The 19,376-nt window shown below is 37.9% G+C and carries 17 protein-coding genes; 6 read left to right on the forward strand and 11 right to left on the reverse strand.

Annotated elements, in window-relative coordinates; genetic code table 11:
• Positions 1 to 2: 2 nt before the first annotated feature.
• The 4 genes from ABX891_RS10060 to ABX891_RS10075 form a co-directional block, all read right to left on the reverse strand.
• On the reverse strand, positions 3 to 3,014 hold the full coding sequence (locus ABX891_RS10060; protein ID WP_375144344.1) for an ATP-binding protein: 3,012 nt from the start codon (positions 3,012 to 3,014) through the stop codon (positions 3 to 5).
• Between the two features lie 323 nt (positions 3,015 to 3,337).
• Positions 3,338 to 4,546, reverse strand: coding sequence for an ABC transporter permease (locus ABX891_RS10065; protein ID WP_309168984.1), 1,209 nt, complete (start codon positions 4,544 to 4,546; stop codon positions 3,338 to 3,340).
• Positions 4,539 to 5,327, reverse strand: coding sequence for an ABC transporter ATP-binding protein (locus ABX891_RS10070; protein WP_309166122.1), 789 nt, complete (start codon positions 5,325 to 5,327; stop codon positions 4,539 to 4,541). Before ABX891_RS10070 ends, ABX891_RS10065 begins: the two co-directional genes overlap by 8 nt.
• Positions 5,324 to 6,136 carry a DUF3025 domain-containing protein gene (locus tag ABX891_RS10075; RefSeq protein ID WP_309166123.1) on the reverse strand — a complete coding sequence of 271 codons (813 nt, stop codon included), beginning with the start codon at positions 6,134 to 6,136 and terminating at the stop codon, positions 5,324 to 5,326. Before ABX891_RS10075 ends, ABX891_RS10070 begins: the two co-directional genes overlap by 4 nt.
• A 113-nt stretch (positions 6,137 to 6,249) precedes the next feature.
• Between ABX891_RS10075 and ABX891_RS10080 the strand changes: the two genes are divergently transcribed.
• Together ABX891_RS10080 and ABX891_RS10085 are read left to right on the forward strand one after the other, a co-directional pair.
• Positions 6,250 to 7,875, forward strand: a complete 1,626-nt coding sequence (locus tag ABX891_RS10080; RefSeq protein ID WP_354629401.1) for a M28 family metallopeptidase — start codon at positions 6,250 to 6,252, stop codon at positions 7,873 to 7,875.
• Between the two features lie 121 nt (positions 7,876 to 7,996).
• Complete coding sequence (locus ABX891_RS10085; RefSeq protein ID WP_354629402.1) at positions 7,997 to 9,166, forward strand: putative manganese transporter; 1,170 nt, start codon at positions 7,997 to 7,999, stop codon at positions 9,164 to 9,166.
• 61 nt (positions 9,167 to 9,227) lie between these two features.
• On the opposite strand, the gene ABX891_RS10090 is transcribed toward ABX891_RS10085, so the two are convergent.
• The 7 genes from ABX891_RS10090 to seqA form a co-directional block, all read right to left on the reverse strand.
• The gene (locus ABX891_RS10090) at positions 9,228 to 9,593 is read right to left on the reverse strand and encodes a DUF805 domain-containing protein (RefSeq protein WP_039487960.1); all 366 of its coding nucleotides are present in this window, start codon (positions 9,591 to 9,593) and stop codon (positions 9,228 to 9,230) included.
• A gap of 149 nt (positions 9,594 to 9,742) precedes the next feature.
• Entirely contained in the window at positions 9,743 to 11,329 is a 1,587-nt protein-coding gene (locus ABX891_RS10095) for a dihydrolipoyllysine-residue acetyltransferase (protein ID WP_354629403.1), read from the reverse strand.
• An 8-nt stretch (positions 11,330 to 11,337) separates the two neighbouring features.
• Positions 11,338 to 12,315 carry an alpha-ketoacid dehydrogenase subunit beta gene (locus tag ABX891_RS10100; protein ID WP_165723475.1) on the reverse strand — a complete coding sequence of 326 codons (978 nt, stop codon included), beginning with the start codon at positions 12,313 to 12,315 and terminating at the stop codon, positions 11,338 to 11,340.
• Positions 12,315 to 13,529, reverse strand: coding sequence for a thiamine pyrophosphate-dependent dehydrogenase E1 component subunit alpha (locus ABX891_RS10105; protein ID WP_354629404.1), 1,215 nt, complete (start codon positions 13,527 to 13,529; stop codon positions 12,315 to 12,317). The genes ABX891_RS10100 and ABX891_RS10105 overlap by 1 nt, the downstream gene beginning before the upstream one ends.
• A gap of 265 nt (positions 13,530 to 13,794) precedes the next feature.
• Positions 13,795 to 14,847, reverse strand: coding sequence for a succinylglutamate desuccinylase (gene astE, locus ABX891_RS10110; protein ID WP_354629405.1), 1,053 nt, complete (start codon positions 14,845 to 14,847; stop codon positions 13,795 to 13,797).
• 122 nt (positions 14,848 to 14,969) lie between these two features.
• Positions 14,970 to 16,607 carry a phosphoglucomutase (alpha-D-glucose-1,6-bisphosphate-dependent) gene (gene pgm / locus ABX891_RS10115; protein ID WP_354629406.1) on the reverse strand — a complete coding sequence of 546 codons (1,638 nt, stop codon included), beginning with the start codon at positions 16,605 to 16,607 and terminating at the stop codon, positions 14,970 to 14,972.
• A gap of 9 nt (positions 16,608 to 16,616) precedes the next feature.
• Positions 16,617 to 17,213, reverse strand: a complete 597-nt coding sequence (seqA, locus tag ABX891_RS10120) for a replication initiation negative regulator SeqA (RefSeq protein ID WP_154903059.1) — start codon at positions 17,211 to 17,213, stop codon at positions 16,617 to 16,619.
• Between the two features lie 218 nt (positions 17,214 to 17,431).
• Between seqA and ABX891_RS10125 the strand changes: the two genes are divergently transcribed.
• The 4 genes from ABX891_RS10125 to fldA all read left to right on the forward strand — a co-directional run bounded on the left by ABX891_RS10125 (position 17,432) and on the right by fldA (position 19,339).
• Complete coding sequence (locus ABX891_RS10125; protein WP_354629407.1) at positions 17,432 to 18,199, forward strand: alpha/beta fold hydrolase; 768 nt, start codon at positions 17,432 to 17,434, stop codon at positions 18,197 to 18,199.
• Positions 18,200 to 18,294: 95 nt separating this feature from the next.
• Complete coding sequence (locus ABX891_RS10130) at positions 18,295 to 18,516, forward strand: DUF2788 domain-containing protein (RefSeq protein WP_002962930.1); 222 nt, start codon at positions 18,295 to 18,297, stop codon at positions 18,514 to 18,516.
• A gap of 2 nt (positions 18,517 to 18,518) precedes the next feature.
• Positions 18,519 to 18,797, forward strand: coding sequence for a LexA regulated protein (gene ybfE / locus ABX891_RS10135; protein ID WP_002962928.1), 279 nt, complete (start codon positions 18,519 to 18,521; stop codon positions 18,795 to 18,797).
• Between the two features lie 14 nt (positions 18,798 to 18,811).
• Positions 18,812 to 19,339, forward strand: coding sequence for a flavodoxin FldA (gene fldA, locus ABX891_RS10140; protein WP_007586856.1), 528 nt, complete (start codon positions 18,812 to 18,814; stop codon positions 19,337 to 19,339).
• Positions 19,340 to 19,376 lie beyond the last annotated feature (37 nt).

The raw sequence follows: 19,376 nt of genomic DNA on the forward strand, positions 1-19,376 counted from the left end.
GATTAACTTAACCAAGTAATTAGCTTGTCTTTTAAAGTTTGTGGTTTAATTGGTTTAGTAATGTAGTCGTTCATTCCAGCAGCTAAACAACGCTCTCTATCACCTTCCATCGCACTCGCTGTCATAGCGATAATCGGTATGTGAGTATAATCTACCCCTGCCTTACTATTTCTAATTTCACTTGTGGTATCGTAGCCATTTAAATTGGGCATTTGGCAATCCATTAATATAACATCAAAAGCTTGCTCTTCGTTTAGCCTAAGTGCTTCTAAGGCTTCTATACCGTCTGACGCACAAGTGATTTTTACTTTAGTACGTTTTAATATTGCCTTAGCTACTTCAATGTTTATCATATTATCGTCAACTAGTAATACATGATACGCAGATAGGTCAGGCTCTACTTGTTCCTCTTCCAAGCCTTTTGGTGGCGCTATAATACAGTCACTACTAGCACCAAATAAGCTGGCCAATTTATAGCTGAATTGATCTTGAGTGAGTGGTTTATTTAAAATATGGCTGCCTTCAGGTAATACCGTTTTGATTGGCTTATCTGTAACCATATCTCGTAAAATTAAAACATACTTTTTATTAAACTGTTTACAGTAATCAATTAACGCATCAATTTGAGGATGCTCATCATCAATTAATAATAAATCAGCTTCAAACTCTTTGTGCTCACTAAAGTAGTCAAGTCGTACAATGTTTTCTGCTTTTACTTTGCAGGTTAATAACAATAAGTCGCATACGTTTTTATAAACGTTATCGCGCGCTATTAATGCCGCTACGTTAATGCTTGTAGCAAGCTCTATACCTGTGTTTAATTTTTTCTCTTGTGCAACGTGTAGCTCAACCGTTGCGGTAAAGGTACTACCAGCACCCTTTTTACTAATAACCGTAATATTACCACCCATTAACTGAGCAAGCTTTTTACATATAGATAAACCTAAGCCTGTACCACCAAAATGGCGGGTCGTGCTTGAGTCTTCTTGTGTAAATACTTCAAATAGTTTGTCTATGTTTTCAGGCGCTATACCAATTCCGGTATCTTTTATTGTAAAGCTCATTAATAACTTTGAGTCAGTTATGTACTTAGAACCGACAGTTAAACTTACTTCACCTCGGTGGGTAAATTTAAATGCATTATTAACTAAGTTAATTAAAATTTGTTTAAGTCGATGGCTGTCGCCAATAACCATTCTGTCTACTACATCTTTAGTATCTAAAAATACTTCAAGACCTTTGCGTTGGCCCTGTAACGCTAAAGAGCTAATCATATCGCTACATACAGTAACAACATCAAATGTATGGTTATCAATATCAAGCTTACCTGCTTCTATTTTAGAAAAATCAAGAATATCGTTAATCAGATTCATCAATGAATTAGCACTGCTATTTGCTAGTTTTAAATAATGGTATTGTTGATCGGTTAAGCCATCTTCTTTGAGCATTTCAAGCATCCCTAGTACGCCATTCATTGGTGTGCGTATTTCGTGAGAGATATTTGCTACAAAGTCACTTTTTGCTTGGCTTGCTGCTAATGCTTGGTCAATTGCACGTTCTAGTTCAATGGTCCTTTGTGAAACCTTTAGCTCCAGAGTACTGTTTAACGCTTCGAGCTCTGATTGCGTATTTTTTAATGAGCTAATATTTCTTAAAATAGCCGCTACCTGATAACGGTTATTATATACGTCAAAAATACTACTAAGCGTGATAGAAAAGTATTGTTTGTTGCCATAACCATCTGTGTAGATAGCTTCAAACGGCATTTTTGAACCGTTTGTAATAGTCTCTTGTATACAATTAGTGTCTGCGTCGTTTAAATTAAACAGCGAGACAAAATCAGGATTAGTGCCTGATATTGAACTACCAAAAACCTCTTTAGCGGTATTATTAAAGTGAACAATTTCGCCGTTTTGCTCAATTGTAAAAATAGCATCCAAAGAATTTTCTATTACTTTATTGTTTTGCTCTTTTAGAGAATTAATTAACAGCTTACGGTTTATAAAGCGTTGGTATAAAAAAGCAATAACTAAAAATATGCTAAAAAATACCACTAACATTGCAATAAAGTTTTGACGTCTCTCATTCACCTTTGCAAACAATGTTTTTGTATCAACACTTACACCAAGCTCTAAAGGTAGCATGGCTATATCACCCTCAAACGAAATTCGTTTTTTTAAAGTGTAAGCCACTGGATAATTACTTATTGGTAAAGTGCCTTGCTCTGTCATGGTGGTTGCAGTAGAGAATTCTTCAGACCATGTTTTAGTTTTATTAAATTCAAAACTGAATCGAAGTTGAGGGTTTGGATGATATAAAAATTCACCTTCATTATTCATAAGGTAAACCTGCGTCCCTTGTGGAGATTCAACTGTTAAATCTTCAAGTAATTTATCCGCAAAGTAATTAGTAACTAATATTGCAAATATTTTATTATTTTCATCAAAAACAGGCTTAGCAACACGAAAAGTGCTTATATAAGGTTCTTGTATCTGTCCATTTTCACGGTTGTAGTTAATTGGAGAAATATAAACACTTTTCTTATCAAGCATGCTTGCTTTGATTATGTAATCGCGTTGACCTTTTTTTTGTAATTGCAGACCTTGCAGTCGATTAATCTCTCCAAGTTGATTTCGGTCAACTCTAACAATCTCTTGCCCACCATCTTCGAGCATAATATAGCGAGCTTGCAAAATACTGTCATCGGTCTGCATAAAACCAGTAAAAATACTTGCTAAGCGCTCTTGCCAAACATCTATTGGCGTACCAAGAACAGGATCAATTAGTTTATTTTCTTTAGCGCGGGTAATGCCTTGTATTGGTGGTGTAGCATCTAAAAAACGAATGGCGGTAACACTGTCTTTAAGATGTTTTTTTAATGAATAGCTCTTTGTTTCAAGTTCACGCTTTAATTCTATTTGAGCTGAATTATACACATCACTTCTTACTTTTTGATCGAACAAATACAGAGATGGTAAAGCTATAAGAACAAATATTATTGTTGCAACGAGCATTAATTTATTATTTTTTGTCACGTTCAAAAAAATATTCCTTTTTAACATTTATCATCACCATAAATTTTTATTGTTATTAGTATAGAGTATTAAAAGGAGAATTGGACCCTCTAACTAATTAGTTATCGTTATAATTTTTATAATAAAAAGACTAAATCATTAGTTTTATTTAGAGCGCAAACCTTATGTGAATTTTAAATGAATGAGTGGGAAAATATTGGCTTACAAAATTAACGGATAAGCTGTATTTACTATTAATCGCTTCAAAGTATAAAAGGTAGCAATTGCTACCTTTTATACATTCTTAAAACCCTTTATGTACATTATCTAAATAGCACATCTTCTCTGTTAAACCACTTAACACAAAATGCCAATAGTCCAGCAGCAATGATTGCAGTGGCTAAAAATATTAAGCCTACAAATGTGTAATCAACAGTCCCTTTTACTATTTCTTTAATTGCTAATGCTACGTTTGTAACAGGAATGAATGCTGTTTTAGCAGTAAGTTCCATATTTGGCATTATTGAAATAATAATCGGGAAAAATACGCCCATACTAAGTGGTGCCATATAATTTTGCGCTTCTTTAAACGTGCGAGCATAGATAGATATAGCCAGAGCTAAGGCCGAAAATATAGCTGCAACAGGTAGTAATAGTACAAATATCATTAGTAAATCGGTAACTGCTAATGTACTAAATGCGGCTTTAATAAAATCAAGATCGGCAAATGCGAGCGCCAGTGCTATCCAGCAGCCCATACTTAAGACGGTTATTGTTGTGGAGGCAATGGATGTAGTTAACAAGGTTATAAATTTACCAAGCACTAGCTCTGTACGCGTAATAGGTGTAAGTAGGAGTGTTTCTAACGTGCCGCGTTCTTTTTCGCCAGCGCCTAAATCAATAGCGGGGTAAGTTGCCCCCATCAATACTAGTGGTATAAGTAAGTAAGGTAAAAGCCCGCCAATTTTTTCGCCTAGGTTTTCACGTTTATCGGCTGTATCTACTTTTATTACTTCAATTGGGTTAAGAATAGATTTTTGTACAGACTCTTCAATACCAAAACTGATTAGCTTTTGAGTTTGGATCACGTCACTGTATTCTTTTGCGAGCTCTTTAACGCGTTCGAATAAAAAGTTGATAGATTTTGAATCGTTAAACACAACCTGCCACTGGCTTTGTTCACCGCTATCTAAAGTTTGCTCAGCATGGCTTGGTAAATAAATACCCATATCAATATCGCCAGCTATAACGCCTGCTTTAAGCTCTTCAATGTTATTAAAGGTTTTAGCACCTTTATAAAGCTCAAAACTTTTGTGATAAAACACTTTGTCAGTAAATTCTTGTGCGTATTCACCGTTAATAATAGCGTATGTATTTACTTTTTGTTCTGCGTCCATTGCAGCTTGCGAGCTTATAAATGCCATTACGGCAAACAATAACGGAAATATAGCAACAGGGAGCGCGACTACAAATAATAGCGTTTTTTTATCGCGTAATAACTCTCTTAATTCCTTTTTAAATACCTCAAACATCATGCTTCTCCGTTAATATATTCATAAACGCTTGATTAAGCTCATCACTATTACCTGCTTGTTTAAACTCTTCTACTGTTCCGTCAAAACAGCTAATACCTTCGTTAATTACAGCGACTCGGTCGCACAAAAGAGCAACTTCATCTAGATGATGGGTTGAGAAAATAACAGGCGTCCCTTGCGCCTTTAGACCCTTAATAAATTTAATAACGGTTTGCGTGGTCATTATATCGAGACCCGTTGTTGGCTCATCAAGCACAACAACTGCTGGGCGATGCACAACTGCACGCGCTATATTTGCTTTTTGCTTCATACCTGTTGATAGGTTTTCTGCGCGTTTATCTACAAATTTGTGCATATCTAGTAATGTAAATAGCTCATCACAACGCGTTGCTATATCGCTTTTGTTCATGCCATGAAGTTTTGCAAAGTACTCTATGTTTTCTTTTACAGTTAAGCGGCCATACAACCCCGTAGAGCCTGATAAAAAACCGATTGATTTACGCCCTAGTAGCGGTTTTTTTACGATATTGTTTCCGGCAACCGTTATTGAGCCTTCGTTTGGCTTTAACGCGGTTGAAATCATTCTCAATGTCGTTGTTTTACCCGCACCATTTGGGCCGAGCAATCCAAGTACCTCACCTTTAGCGCAACTAAAACTAACGTCTAGTACTGAGTGAAAGTAGTCTTTATCTTCACGAGGATCGATGTCGTCTATTTTATTTTTTTTGTGATCTTTAGTTAGCTTAAATTTCTTTTTAAGCCCAGCAACTTCTATCATGTTCGCATCCTTCGTTTCGCTCTAAAATAATCTGTATTGTTGTAAAAAGAGTCGTCTTTGTTTTCGTCATGCCAGCCTGGCACACCTAATAAAGGCAGTGGTGAAAGCTTTTTGTTATCGGCTAAGCAGTTATCTGTACTAATCATCTCATAAAGGGCTTGGTCAAGGTACTGGTATTGAGTTACTAAATCTTTACAAAATATTTCATTAGGTACACAAACAAATAACGCTTTACCCGTTAAACCTATATAAGGCTTTGTTAGCATTTCATAATTAGCATGACCAAACATAAAAGGTTTTATTGTTTTATCCCACTCATGTTTGTGTTCAACGAATGCAGTTTTCCATTGGTGATCGCAAAGCCACTGCTGCCATTTACTCTCACTTATAGCTAATACAACACCACACTCATCAAAAAGCGTTAGTGCATTACGATGCTTAGTACGCTGTTGCAGTCCATGCTCAGCTATATCTTGCACATGTCTATGGTTTATTAACGCTTTGGTTTTTGGAAATAAACACCATATAAACCCACCAAATAAGTCATGCCAGTTTTCACTGCGTGTAGGTACAACACCTGTTTCAAAAATTACTTGCTCATAATACCGCTCGCCAAAGTCTACCTTTGCATCATCTTCAAAAGTAATAGGAATATTATTCTCATTAATAGCAGTTAAAAATGGAGAAAACCACTGCGGCGATGGCCAATCTGTTAGTTCGTTAACTTTAAATAGCTCACGTAAATGCGCAAATGCACCTGTTTCTAAACTACTGATTTGCCACTGCTCGGGGGGAGTAAAACGCTTCATTTAAACCTTTAACAATTTATGCCTATAATTTACGAGAAGTTTACCGCAAAAACTGGTTCTGCTTAATAGAAGTTAATATACTAATCACAACTTAAAACAAAAAAAGAGCTGACATGAAACATTATTTCTCTCTCACACTCCTCGCTACTGCTGTTTTAGCAGGTTGCGCAACAACAAGTATTACCCCGACTGATGTAACAAATGGTTATAACAGTATTCAAGCTGATGAACTGGCTAAACATGTAAAAGTACTCGCATCGGACGAATTTGGTGGCCGTGCTCCTTCATCACCTGGCGAAAAGCTAACGCTTGATTATTTAACTGCGCAGTTTAAAGCTTTAGGTTTAAAACCAGGTAATGGCGACAGTTACTTACAAGAAGTCCCATTGGTTTCTTTAGAAGCTGATTCGAATATGGTGCTTAGTATTGGTGGTAAAGACTATCAATACAAAAAAGACATGGTTATGGGTAGCAGCCGCATTAGCGCACAAGAAGGCATAGAAAATTCTGAACTTGTATTTGTGGGCTACGGCGTTAATGCCCCTGAATATAATTGGAATGACTACGAAGGGTTAGAAGTTAAGGGCAAAACGGTTGTAATGCTTGTTAACGATCCGGGCTTTGCAACAAAAGACCCTGCTTTATTTACAGGCGATGCAATGACCTATTACGGACGTTGGACATACAAATATGAAGAAGCAAGTCGACAAGGTGCAGCTGGCGCGATTATTATTCATGAAACAGCACCAGCATCTTACCCATGGTCAGTAGTTGAAAACTCGTGGAGTGGCGAGCAGTTTGGTTTTCAAAAAGAGAACAACAATATGGACCGCGTAGCCGTTGAAGGCTGGGTTACAACTGACGTAGCAAAAGAGCTTTTTACTAAAGCAGGTTTAGATTTTGATACTGCGAAAGAAAACGCAGCTAAAGGTGCTTACCATGTTGATATGGGCGATTTAACTGCTTCTGTTAATGTTAAAAACACGATTAAAAAATCAGTATCGTATAACTTTATCGCTACGTTACCAGGAAGCGAGCAACCAGATGAGCATGTTATTTACTCAGCGCATTGGGATCACTTAGGTACAGATAAAACACGTAAAGGCGATCAAATTTACAACGGTGCTCATGACAACGCAACGGGTACAGCTGGGCTTATTGAAGTAGCTGAAGCCTTTACTAAATTACCTAAGCACCCTAGCCGCTCTATGACATTTTTAGCTGTAACTGCTGAAGAACAAGGCTTACTAGGTTCTAAATACTATGCAGCTAATCCAGTGATTGCAGCGGATAAAACAGTGGCTAACATAAACATGGATAGCTTAAATTTATTAGGCAAAGTAAAAGACATGAATGTGGTTGGTATTGGTAAATCACAAATGGATGAGTTTTTAGCAACTGCAGCTAAAGAGCAAGGCAGAACAATATCAGGCGATCCTAAACCCTCATCTGGTGGCTATTACCGCTCTGACCACTTTGCATTTGCAAATATGGGTGTTCCTGCAATGTATGCAGGCGGTGGTACCGTAGCTGCTGATGAAGAAACGGCTAATTACCGTAAACGTATGAGCTTAGTACTTCGCGGTTGTTACCATCAGCCTTGTGATCGTTACCGTGATGAATGGGATTTATCGGGTGCTGTTCAAGACTTACAATTATTTTATAAAGTAGGCTTTGATATTTCTGAGCAAGAGCAATGGCCAACGTGGAATGCAAACTCAGAATTTCAACGTAAGTAGCATTAAGCTTAACATTGAAAAACTCAAAGAGAGCAATCTATTTAAATAGATACAAATGATATTGATTATCATTTAATTAAAATATACAGTGTTACTAAGTTTATTTAATTGGTAACACTGTATGATTTTACTCTCTCAAATAGGATTTATTACGCCCACTTCTAAACGCTTTGTTAGCCAAAATAAACGTTTATTATTACCACTTTTTTTATTGGTATGTTTAGCACTGCCATCACTTCGTGAAATTACAATAACAGCACTGAGCGATGCTTTTTTTCAAGTTAGCGTATTTGTTGCTGCTACATTATTAATTTATTACTACGCCATAGAGCATTTACCTCAATTAGAGCTTAGTTATTTAAGTGCTAAATCGCCGGTATTAGAAATATTTTTTGCAGCAGTTTTAGGGGCCCTTCCTGGATGTGGTGGTGCAATAATAGTGGTTACCCAATTTACAAAAGGGCAAGCTAGTTTTGGGGCTATCGTTGCTGTTTTAACAGCTACAATGGGAGATGCCGCATTTTTGCTCCTTGCCACTCGCCCTACAGAAGGTTTAACCATAATGGCCATTGGCTTAGTCGTAGGCACGCTTTGTGGTGTTATAGTAAATGCCCTTCATGCAAAAGACTTTTTACGCCCAACCAAGCAAGAACAAAAACACCAAGTTAAAGTATTGCCAACTCGTATAATTAAAATAAGCAAACCCGTTTGGATGTTCGCTATTATTCCGAGCCTCATTATTGCTTTTTTAATTGCATTTAATGTCGACTTTGATCAATTTGGAAAATACACAGGCACAAGTATTAGTATTTTTGGTGCTGCAATGGCGTTATTTACTGTCACTATATGGGCGTATTCTTCTAAAGGTGAAAGCTATAAAGAAGTAACCTCAGAAGACGATGAATGTAATCCACCTTCTAAAATTATTAAAGTACTTCAAGACACACACTTTGTAACCGCATGGGTAGTGGCATCGTTTATGTTGTTTGAGATTTTAGTAAATATAGCAGGGCTTGATTTAAAAACTTGGTTTGCACATTACGCTTATTTAGCGCCACTTATTGCTGTAGTGATTGGTTTTTTACCAGGTTGTGGCCCGCAAATAATTGTTACTACGCTTTATATTCAAGGTATTATTCCATTTAGCGCATTAACTGCTAATGCAATATCTAACGATGGTGATGCGTTATTTCCTGCAATTGCAATGGCACCTAAAGCGGCTGTAATTGCGACTGTGTATACATCTATTCCTGCTTTGGCCGTTGGCTATGGCCTTTACTTTTTAAGTTAAAATTACCATAAACAAAAAAGCTCAGCTATTGCTGAGCTTTTAGGATGTTAACTTATTTTATTTATACGGCTGCTGGCTCTGCAGCTAGTTCTTTTGGATTTGGTCCATAATCGTTCTCACCTTCATGTGAGTCTTGTGCAAGAAAAACAATTAAAACAATCCAACCAATTACTGGCACTAACCAAAGTAACTGCCACCAGCCTGAACGACCAGTATCATGAAGGCGACGTGCGCCAGCACTCAAACTAGGTATCAATAGTGCTAAACTATAAATATTGCTGATAATATAAAAGCCAATTAATTCATCAACGAATGAAAGTGCTATAGAGATTAAAGTATTAATCAATACAAACATCCAATATGCTTTACGACGATTACGGCCTGAAAAATCGGCGTAGCTGCGAAGCGCGTTCATATAATGTTCCATGAAATTTCCTTAGTGTTATTTTTTATATTCCCTAACGGGGTTAACTTTATTACTTTTTAGTAACACTTGTATCTTAAATAAAAACAGGCTCTTTTAAAACAAAAAACAGCAAATTGCTGGTTTTTTATCAGGTTTCAACAATTATATTATTAACTCATTGCCATCATCATTGCCGATGGATTTTCTAAGTACGATTTCCATAGGTTATTAAAGCGAGCAATAGTGCCGCCATCAATAACACGATGATCGCCAGACCAACTTACTTGCATTATCGCTTTACTCACAACCTGCCCACTTTCGTCAAAACGTGGTAGATGCTGCAGTTTACCCAATGCAACAATAGCCACTTCTGGTTTATTAATGATGGGGGTTGCGATAGTGCCGCCAATTGCACCAATATTAGAGATGCTAATTGTCCCACCTTTTAAATCATCAGGTGCAACACGCCCTTCTCGCGCTGAGTGAGTTAAGCGGGTTAAATCATTAGCCACATCAACAATACTCTTACTCTGGCACGACTTAATATTAGGCACTAACAAGCCAATTTTTGAATCAACCGCTATACCAATATTATGATCGTTATAATAGGTAAGCTCTGAGCAATCATCATTCACTTTTGAATTCAGTACAGGGTACTCTTTCATTGCTAGCGAGAGTGCTTTTACAAAAAATGGCATCATGGTGAGCTTAACGCCTTGTGCTTTGTACTGCTCTTTTAAGGAGCTGCGCAAAGCTATAAGCTGTGTTAAGTCGATTTCATCACTAAACGTAAAGTGCGGAATAGTTGAAACCGAAGCCACCATTTGCTTGGCCATGGCCGCTTTAATGCCTTTAATTTGCTCTACTCGTACGCCACCGCTTTGATTCTGTGTTTGGTTTTGTACTGCACTTTGAGAAGCATCGCTATTAAGCGGTGAAGTATCAATAGTATTTGGCACTTCGCCTTTTACAAACTCTTCAATATCTTGCTTATAAATACGTCCATTTTTACCACTGCCTGGTACGCACGTTAAATCAACATCTAGTTCACGTGCTTTACGACGAACTGCAGGGGATGCAACCGCTTTTTGATTGATAACCTTTGCAGCTTGTTGCGTTTCAACTGGTGCTGTTTTTTCAACTACAGCATTAGTTTGAGCCTTTACGACCGCTTGGTTTATATCAACATTTGGCTTTACTGCACTGCCTGCAATTGTCATTTGAAACAACGGGCTATGTACTTTTGCTATTTCACCTTTTTGGTAATATAGTTTTTTTACTGTGCCTGTATATTTTGCCGGAATTTGTACTAATGCTTTGTCGGTCATTACGTCACAAACCGCTTGGTCTTCTTCTATTTCGTCGCCTTCAGCGACTAACCAATCAACAATCTCACACTCAACAATACCTTCACCAATATCAGGGAGTATAAAGTCCTCAACTACATCAGATGCATTGTTATTAGTTTGATTTTCAGCTTGAACTGGCTCTTCGACTACTTCATTACTCGTACTATCACCAGTTACATCCATAGCAAATAAAGGCGCATGTACTTTAGCAATTTCACCTTTTTGATAATATAGCTTTGAAATAATGCCATCATGCACTGCCGGAATTTGTACTAATGCTTTGTCTGTCATCACATCACAAATTGGCTGATCCTCAGATACGGTATCACCCTCTTGAACTAGCCACTCAACAACTTCGCATTCAACAATGCCTTCACCAATATCGGGTAATATAAAATCTTTCGCCATGGTAACCCCTAAAAATCCATTGATTGTTTAATTGCAGCCAACACTTTTAGTGCATCCGGTACGTATTCTTTTTCAAGTGCCAACGGGTATGGTGTATCTAGACCACATACACGTAAAATTGGCGACTCTAAATGCAAGAAACACTCTTGTTGTATTGTTGCTGCTATCTCGGCACCAAAGCCATTAGTTATAGGCGCTTCATGGCTCACGATTAAACGGCCGGTTTTAATAACCGATTTAGCAATCGTTTCAACATCCCATGGTAAAATACTACGAAGATCTATTACTTCACAGCTTATACCTTGCTCGCTTGCTTGCTGTGCTGCCTCTTCAATAATCTCCATTTGAGCACCCCACGCTAAAAGCGTAATATCGGTACCCTCTTGTACTACTTCAGCCGTGCCTAATTCAATACTATAATCTTCTTCTGGCACTTCGCCTGTTGATGCACGATATAAACGCTTAGGTTCAAAAAATATGACAGGGTTATCATCTTTAATAGAGGCACGTAATAACCCCTTAGCTTGATAAGGGTTACGCGGTACAACCACTTTTAAGCCCGGTGTATGTGCAAAATAAGCTTCGGGTGATTGCGAGTGATATAAGCCACCAGCAATACCACCGCCATAAGGCGTACGAATAGTTAAGTTACCAACATTAAATTCATTACCACTGCGATAACGAAATTTAGCGGCTTCATTTACTATTTGATCAAACGCTGGGAATATATAATCAGCAAATTGAATTTCTGCCAATGCAGGCGCACCGAAAGCCGCTAAGCCATTAGCGAAACCTAAAATACCTTGTTCGGTTAAAGGCGTATTAAAAACGCGATGCTTACCGTACTTTTCTTGCAAACCTGATGTTGCTCTAAATACACCACCGAAGTAACCAACATCTTCGCCAAAAATACAGGCTTGAGGGTGTTCGTTCATCGTAATATCGAGGGCAGAGTTAATTGCGTGGAGCATGTTCATTTTAGCCATTACTTAATTCTCCCTGCGGTTACTGGGTAAGCACCTGGATGCTGTTTTATATGTTCTTTTAATTGCTCGTACTGACGTTGCAATAAGGGAATTGGAGTATCGTAAACGTCAGATACCAATTCTTCTAAAGCCGGCTTGGCAACAACTTCAGCACGCTTAAGCGCTGCTAAAATTTCTTCACGAATCGACTCTTTTGCTTTTATGTCGTCTTCTTCGTTTAACCAATCTTGCTTGACCAACCATTTTCTAAATTTATCAATAGGACATATTTGATTATTTGCTTCTTCATCTTTAGAGCGATAACCACTGGGATCGTCTGATGTAGAATGCGCGCCTAATCGATAAGCAATCGATTCAATAAGCAAAGGCTCACCTTGTGTTGAGGCTATTTCGCGTGCTTTTTTAGTCGCTGCATACACTGCAAGTGCATCTGTGCCATCAACACGAATTGTTTTAATACCATAACCTACACCACGCGACGCAATACCATCGCCTTTAAACTGTTCATCAGCAGGGGTAGATATGGCATAGCCGTTATTACGTGCAAAAAATATAACCGGCGCTTTGTGAACAGCGGCCATATTTAAGCCCGCATGAAAGTCACCTTCTGATGCAGCACCTTCACCAAAGTAACAAATAGTCACGTTATCAATTGTGCTTGCAAGCTCACCTGTTTTAGCGTCGATATGCTTTATTTTTTGACCATATGCATAACCTGTTGCCTGTGGTATTTGCGTACCCAGTGGCGATGAAATCGTCATGTAGTTTAGCGCTTTAGACCCATAATGGATTGGCATTTGGCGACCTTTACCTAAATCCAATTCATTTGAGAACATTTGGTTCATAAATTGATCGAGCGTAAAGCCACGATAATGCAGTGCTGCTTGTTCACGATATTGCGCCATGATCATATCGTCTTGATCAAGTGCAGCAGCAGAGGCTGTAACTGCGGCTTCTTCGCCTAGGCATTGCATATAAAAACTAACACGACCTTGACGCTGCGCGCCTTGCATACGTTCATCTAACAAACGTATAAAACGCATTGTTTCATATAACTTAATAGCGGTATGTTTTGAAATATCAGGTGCGGTTGCACTAGGATGAATGTCGCCGTCCTCAGTTAAAATACTAAGGGTTGGAATATTAAGTGCTTGGCCATCAATAAATTCAAGCTCGTGGTTAATATTCAGCGATACGTTATTTGGATTACTCATAACCTACCTTCTTTTGTTGTCGGTAAAACAGTGCCCCTTTAAATTATTATTGTGGGTGATTGTTGCTGGTTAAACTTTGCAACATCTGCACTATCTTTAATTAAAGCTGCCAACACTTTACGTTAACGTAAAGTGTTATTCAACACATCTGGGACGAAACAAAAGCAAATACAGGTTAAATAAGTGGCAAGTTAACGATACGGTTACTTTAATTAATAGTAATCATATAGTTAACTTGAAGTCACCAGTGGTCTGATGAGTTTAATTAGACGAAATTGCTATCAATATCCATTGGAATAACAGTAAGCAGTGCTCTTTGGCCTAATGCTACGCTCGCATTTGGAAATATAATAGCCTCACCTTCAACGTCAGCGTAAATCGCTGTATCACCGTCGGTTGCAAGTAGTTCACCTTTCGCAAAGCCAGTAAAGTTCTCAGCATCATCAGAAAAAGGGAAACTAAAATCATCCTTCGTTCTATTAATTGTGCGGTGCACTGCAAATAACTCAAACTCACTTGCATTAAAATCAGGGTATTTAACTTCATTTTGGCTAATTAATGCAGTTAATGTTTGCTTTGTTTTTTCAAAGCGAGTCATATCGTTTTGGCCAAATGGCTTAACCTGACCCAGCTCTACCGTAAACGAGTCTGCACCATGAACAAACGACGAATAATAGCTAAACGTTGTTGCGGGGGATTTCATCATAAGTACGGTATTTACACCACAGCTTAATAAAAACTGTAATTGTGATTTTTTCCATGGTTTACCATGTAAGTATGGATACACTGCAAATTTTTCGTTTTTAGAACCGCGAATAGCCGTATGTAAATCGTAATGGCATCGGCTGCTGCCCTGCTCACCACGTGCATAAAAGTCACTTACATAGCGTTCAAGCTTTGCAGCACGAACACGTTCATCATTCATAGCTATACCTTCTACAGTATGATGACCGTTAAATAACCTATTTAGGTTTTCTTCTACAAAACGCAGGCCAATATTAATTGATTGTGGATTGCCGTAAATAAATAAAGCGCGCTGTTTAAGTATCAGCTCACCTTTTATAATTTGTTTAATGAGCGCATCACAAATTTCAATTGGCGCGGTTTCGTTACCGTGTACAGCACTTGAATACACTACGTCTTTTGTTGTTGTAACGGCCGGTTGAAATTCAATGACTCCGGTATCGTGAATAGTAACGTGGGTGCCATTATTTAAAGTAAATTCACCAGCATCTAAATGCCATTCGTTATTAAGGCTAAGCGTTAAAAAATCGCCAGTTTGTTTTAGTTCATTTAAGTAAGATGGATTGGCTGACATACAATAAGCCCTTTAAAAAATAATGTGAGAGTAGACTCTTATGCATATATTTTATAAATACATAAGGTATAAAAACAAAAACGGCTGAATAAATCAGCCGTTTTAAAAATCATTAGATTGAGTTAGCTAATAACTGAATCTACAAGCTTTTTGGCTTCTTTTTCAAGTAGCGCTAAGTGCTCTTCACCTTTAAATGATTCAAGGTATATTTTATAAATATCTTCGGTACCTGATGGACGCGCTGCAAACCAGCCATTTTCGGTGACCACTTTTAAACCACCAATAGCGGCATCGTTACCTGGTGCATGAGTCAATTTTTGCAAAATAGGCTCGCCAGCAAGTGTATCGGCTTTAACATCAGAAGCACTCAATGCTTTTAAACGTGATTTTTGACCGCTTGTGGCTGGTGCATCTAGGCGTTTATAAATTGGAGAGCCAAACTCTTGTTCTAGTTCTTTATAAAGCGTTGATGGTGTTTTACCTGTTACAGCTAATATTTCTGCAGCGAGTAAACCCATAATAAAGCCATCTTTGTCTGTACACCATACAGAGCCATCAAAACGTAAAAATGCAGCACCTGCGCTTTCTTCGCCACCAAAGGCAAGCTTACCTTTGCTTAAACCTTCAACAAACCATTTAAAGCCTACTGGTACTTCTTTAACTTTACGGTTGTTACGAGCAGCTACTTTATCGATCATTGAACTAGAAACGAGTGTTTTACCAATTTCTACTGTTTCATTCCAATCACGGTGTTTAAGTAAGTAATCAATTGCCACTGCTAAAAAGTGGTTTGGATTCATTAAACCATCTGGCGTTACAATACCGTGACGATCGTAGTCAGGGTCGTTACCAATAGACACATCAAAATCATCTTTTAGCGCAATAAGGTTCGCCATTGAATAAAGCGATGAACAATCCATACGAATTTTGCCATCTTTATCAAGTGGCATAAAAGCAAAACGAGGATCGACCGCGTCATTAACAACGGTTAAATCTAAATTATATTTTTTTGCAATAACTGGCCAAAAATTGATGCCTGAACCACCTAATGGATCAATACCAATTTTAATACCTGCATCGCTAATTGCTTTTAAATTAACGATATTTGCTAAATCATCAATATAAGGAGTCATTAAATCTTCGTAGCGAATAAAGCCTGAACGTGAAGCTTTAGCGAATGGGAATAGCTCAACTTCAACCAAGTCTTCTAATAAAAGTTGATTTGCTCTGTCTTCAATCCATTTAGTAACGTCGGTATCAGCAGGTCCGCCATTAGGTGGGTTGTATTTAAAGCCACCATCTTCAGGAGGGTTATGCGAAGGCGTAACAACAATCCCGTCTGCAAGCTCATTTGGGTGTAGCTTGTTATGGCTAACTATGGCGTGGCTGATAACTGGCGTTGGTGTAAAGTCACCGTTTTCTTGCGTTATCACTTGCACTTCGTTAGCAACTAAAACTTCAATAGCAGAATTAAATGCAGCTTCACTCAAAGCGTGTGTGTCTTTACCTAAAAATAACGGACCAAAAATATCATTTTGTTTTCTGTAATCACAAATAGCTTGAGTAATGGCTAAAATATGAGACTCGTTAAATTTAACATCGTAAGAACAACCACGGTGGCCTGATGTACCAAAGGCAACACAATGCTCTGGATTTTGTTCAAGATCAGGTTCGTTTAAGTAATACGCAGATACTAATTTAGGTACGTTAACCAGTGCCGATTGTGGAGCAGTTTTGCCTGCGCCTGAATGAATAGCCATTATATTTCCTTACAGGTAATCGCGAATTTTTTCAGCTTGCTCTGCACTATAACCAAGGCAAAGAGCCACTTCATGAAGCATCATTTTTTTACGTGTAGTATTAGAATTCGTCATAACCCAGTATTCGCTATCGGTTATGTTTTTTGGATTCATGCTACTGCCGCTATTGACCAAGTCTTCTTTACTGGTAGCAAAATAAACACGGTCACGGCCTTTTATATCTAATACAGCCGAAAAATCAGTTTTATGTGTGCGGTAAAATGCACTTAAAATAAACAAAAAGCGTCCAACAACGCCCTTTTGCATTGCCAGCTCTTCTTTATTTAATACATTAAAAACATTATCGCTTTTTTGCTTCACGGGTGCGTGAGCTACAGGCGTTTGTTTTTTTGAAGTCTCAGCAGCAGATGGCTCTGAGCTTTTTAATGTGGCGGTAGACGTAGTCGCAGTTTGATTGTTTTGAGTTAGTTCTACGTTTGTGGTTTGAATTTTTTCGCCGCTCAGATTTAATAAACGACGTAAAATAGTGGATGCACTTTCACCAATACTTTGAGTATTGCTTGCAATATATTGATATAACTCGTCGTCTATGTCGATTTGTTTCATGTTCTTCCTGTCATTACGGGTCACATTTTTTTCTCCCGTGTGATTATACCCAAACCAATCAAAAATGCGAGTTACAACAAGCACTCCCATAAACATATTAATATTTACTAAATTGGTGTTGATTTAACAAACAAAAGCCCAATTTGGTAAATAGTCGCTGTATTTTTTGCTTTTTAGCGCAATGCTCGGCAAACTATGCGAAATTTTAGGAGGCTGGTATGCAGTTAAATTACAAGCAACAAGGGCAAGGTCCTAATGTTGTTTTGATCCATGGGCTTTTTGGATCATTAGAAAACCTAAATGTAATCGCAAAACCATTAAGTGAACACTTTAATGTTATTAACGTTGATTTACGCAACCACGGGCTTTCTCCTCATAGTGATGAAATGAACTACCCTGCAATGGCTCAAGATATTGTCGAGTTATTAGCACATTTAAACATAGATAAAGCTCATTTAGTTGGTCACTCTATGGGTGGGAAAGTCGCAATGGAATTAGCACTAACACACCCTGAACTGGTAAATAAATTGGTTGTACTTGATATTGCACCTGTTAGTTACCCTGCTCGCCACACAAAAATATTACAGGCTCTAAAAGCAGTTTCAGCGCAGTCCATAGATGATAGAAAACAAGCAGATTTAATAATACAGCCTTTTATAGAAGAGCTGGGAGTTCGACAGTTTTTACTTAAGAGCCTCGCTAAAAATGAAGAAGGTCATTTTGCATGGCGATTTAACTTAAATGTGCTTGATGAAAAATATTCGACAATCACATCCAATGTTAATGAAAACAATTCTTGTTTATGCGATACTCTTTTCATTAAAGGTAATGATTCTGACTATATATTGCCTGAGCATCGTACTGCAATTACAGCACGCTTTAAAAACACCAAGGCTAAAATTATTCATGGCGCAGGTCATTGGCTTCATGCTCAAAAGCCTCTTGCTGTTAATAAAGCGATAAATGACTTTTTAACTGCGGTTTAAAGTAATTTTAATCGCGTGTTTTTGATTCAGCGCACTAAATATATAAATATTTATATGCTATAGTACGCGCCGTTTAATTTAAAGGTTATACGTTGATGGTCAGTCAGTTAATTAACGAATTTGATACCCTAGGGTTGTATTTTGGCTTAGCCGGTATTTTCATATTCATCGGCATGGCAATTAAAGACGTACTAAAAAGTGGCAATGTACCAAAGTTCGGACAATACATTGTTTGGGGCGTGCTCTTTTTAGGTTGTTCAGGCTTTATTGCTAAAGGGCTTATTCAAGTATTTTGGCAAGGCGCAGGTGTAGGTTAAGCATGGCGAAGTCAGAAACAGATAGAACTACACTCGATTTATTTGAATACGAAAAACGCCCAGGCAGACCTAAAACCAATCCCCTTTCTCGGGATATGCAGTTAAAGGTAAATAAACGTAATCAAATAAAAAGAGATAAAGCACGTGGTTTAAAGCGTGTTGAATTTAAAGTTTCATCGCAGTTATATCAAGCATTGAGTGATATGGCAGATGCACAAAATATTAGCCGTAGTGCGCTGATTGAAACGATTTTACAAGAAAGATTGGCTATTGATACATAAAAGGTTTTAAATCCATGGCAAGTGTAGGCATTTTTTTCGGAAGTGACACAGGTAACACAGAACACGTAGCAAAAATGATCCAAAAAGAATTGGGTAAAAAGCTAGTGGCTGTTCATGATATTGCAAAAAGCTCTAAAGAAGAGATTGCTGAATTTGATTTAATCTTATTCGGTATCCCTACTTGGTACTACGGTGAAGCTCAATGTGACTGGGATGACTTTTTTCCAGAACTTGAGGAAGTAGACTTTGAAGGTAAACTTGTTGCTATTTTTGGTTGTGGTGACCAAGAAGATTACGCTGAGTACTTTTTAGATGCAATGGGCATGATCAACGATATTGTTACTGAACGTGGCGCTATTGTTGTGGGCCATTGGCCAAGTGAAAGCTATGACTTTGAAGCGTCTAAAGGTATGGCTGATGATAAGCACTTTGTAGGTTTGGGCATCGACGAAGACCGTCAACCAGAGCTTACAGAACAACGTGTTAAAGCATGGTCTGCTCAAGTATATGAAGAAATGTGTTTAAGTGAATTAGCTGACTAATTTACTGCATATATCGCTAGCTGTTTAAATAATTATC

Origin of the sequence: Pseudoalteromonas sp. NCIMB 1079, from assembly GCF_040567695.1 — a bacterium.
GTDB classification, from domain to species: domain Bacteria; phylum Pseudomonadota; class Gammaproteobacteria; order Enterobacterales; family Alteromonadaceae; genus Pseudoalteromonas; species Pseudoalteromonas distincta.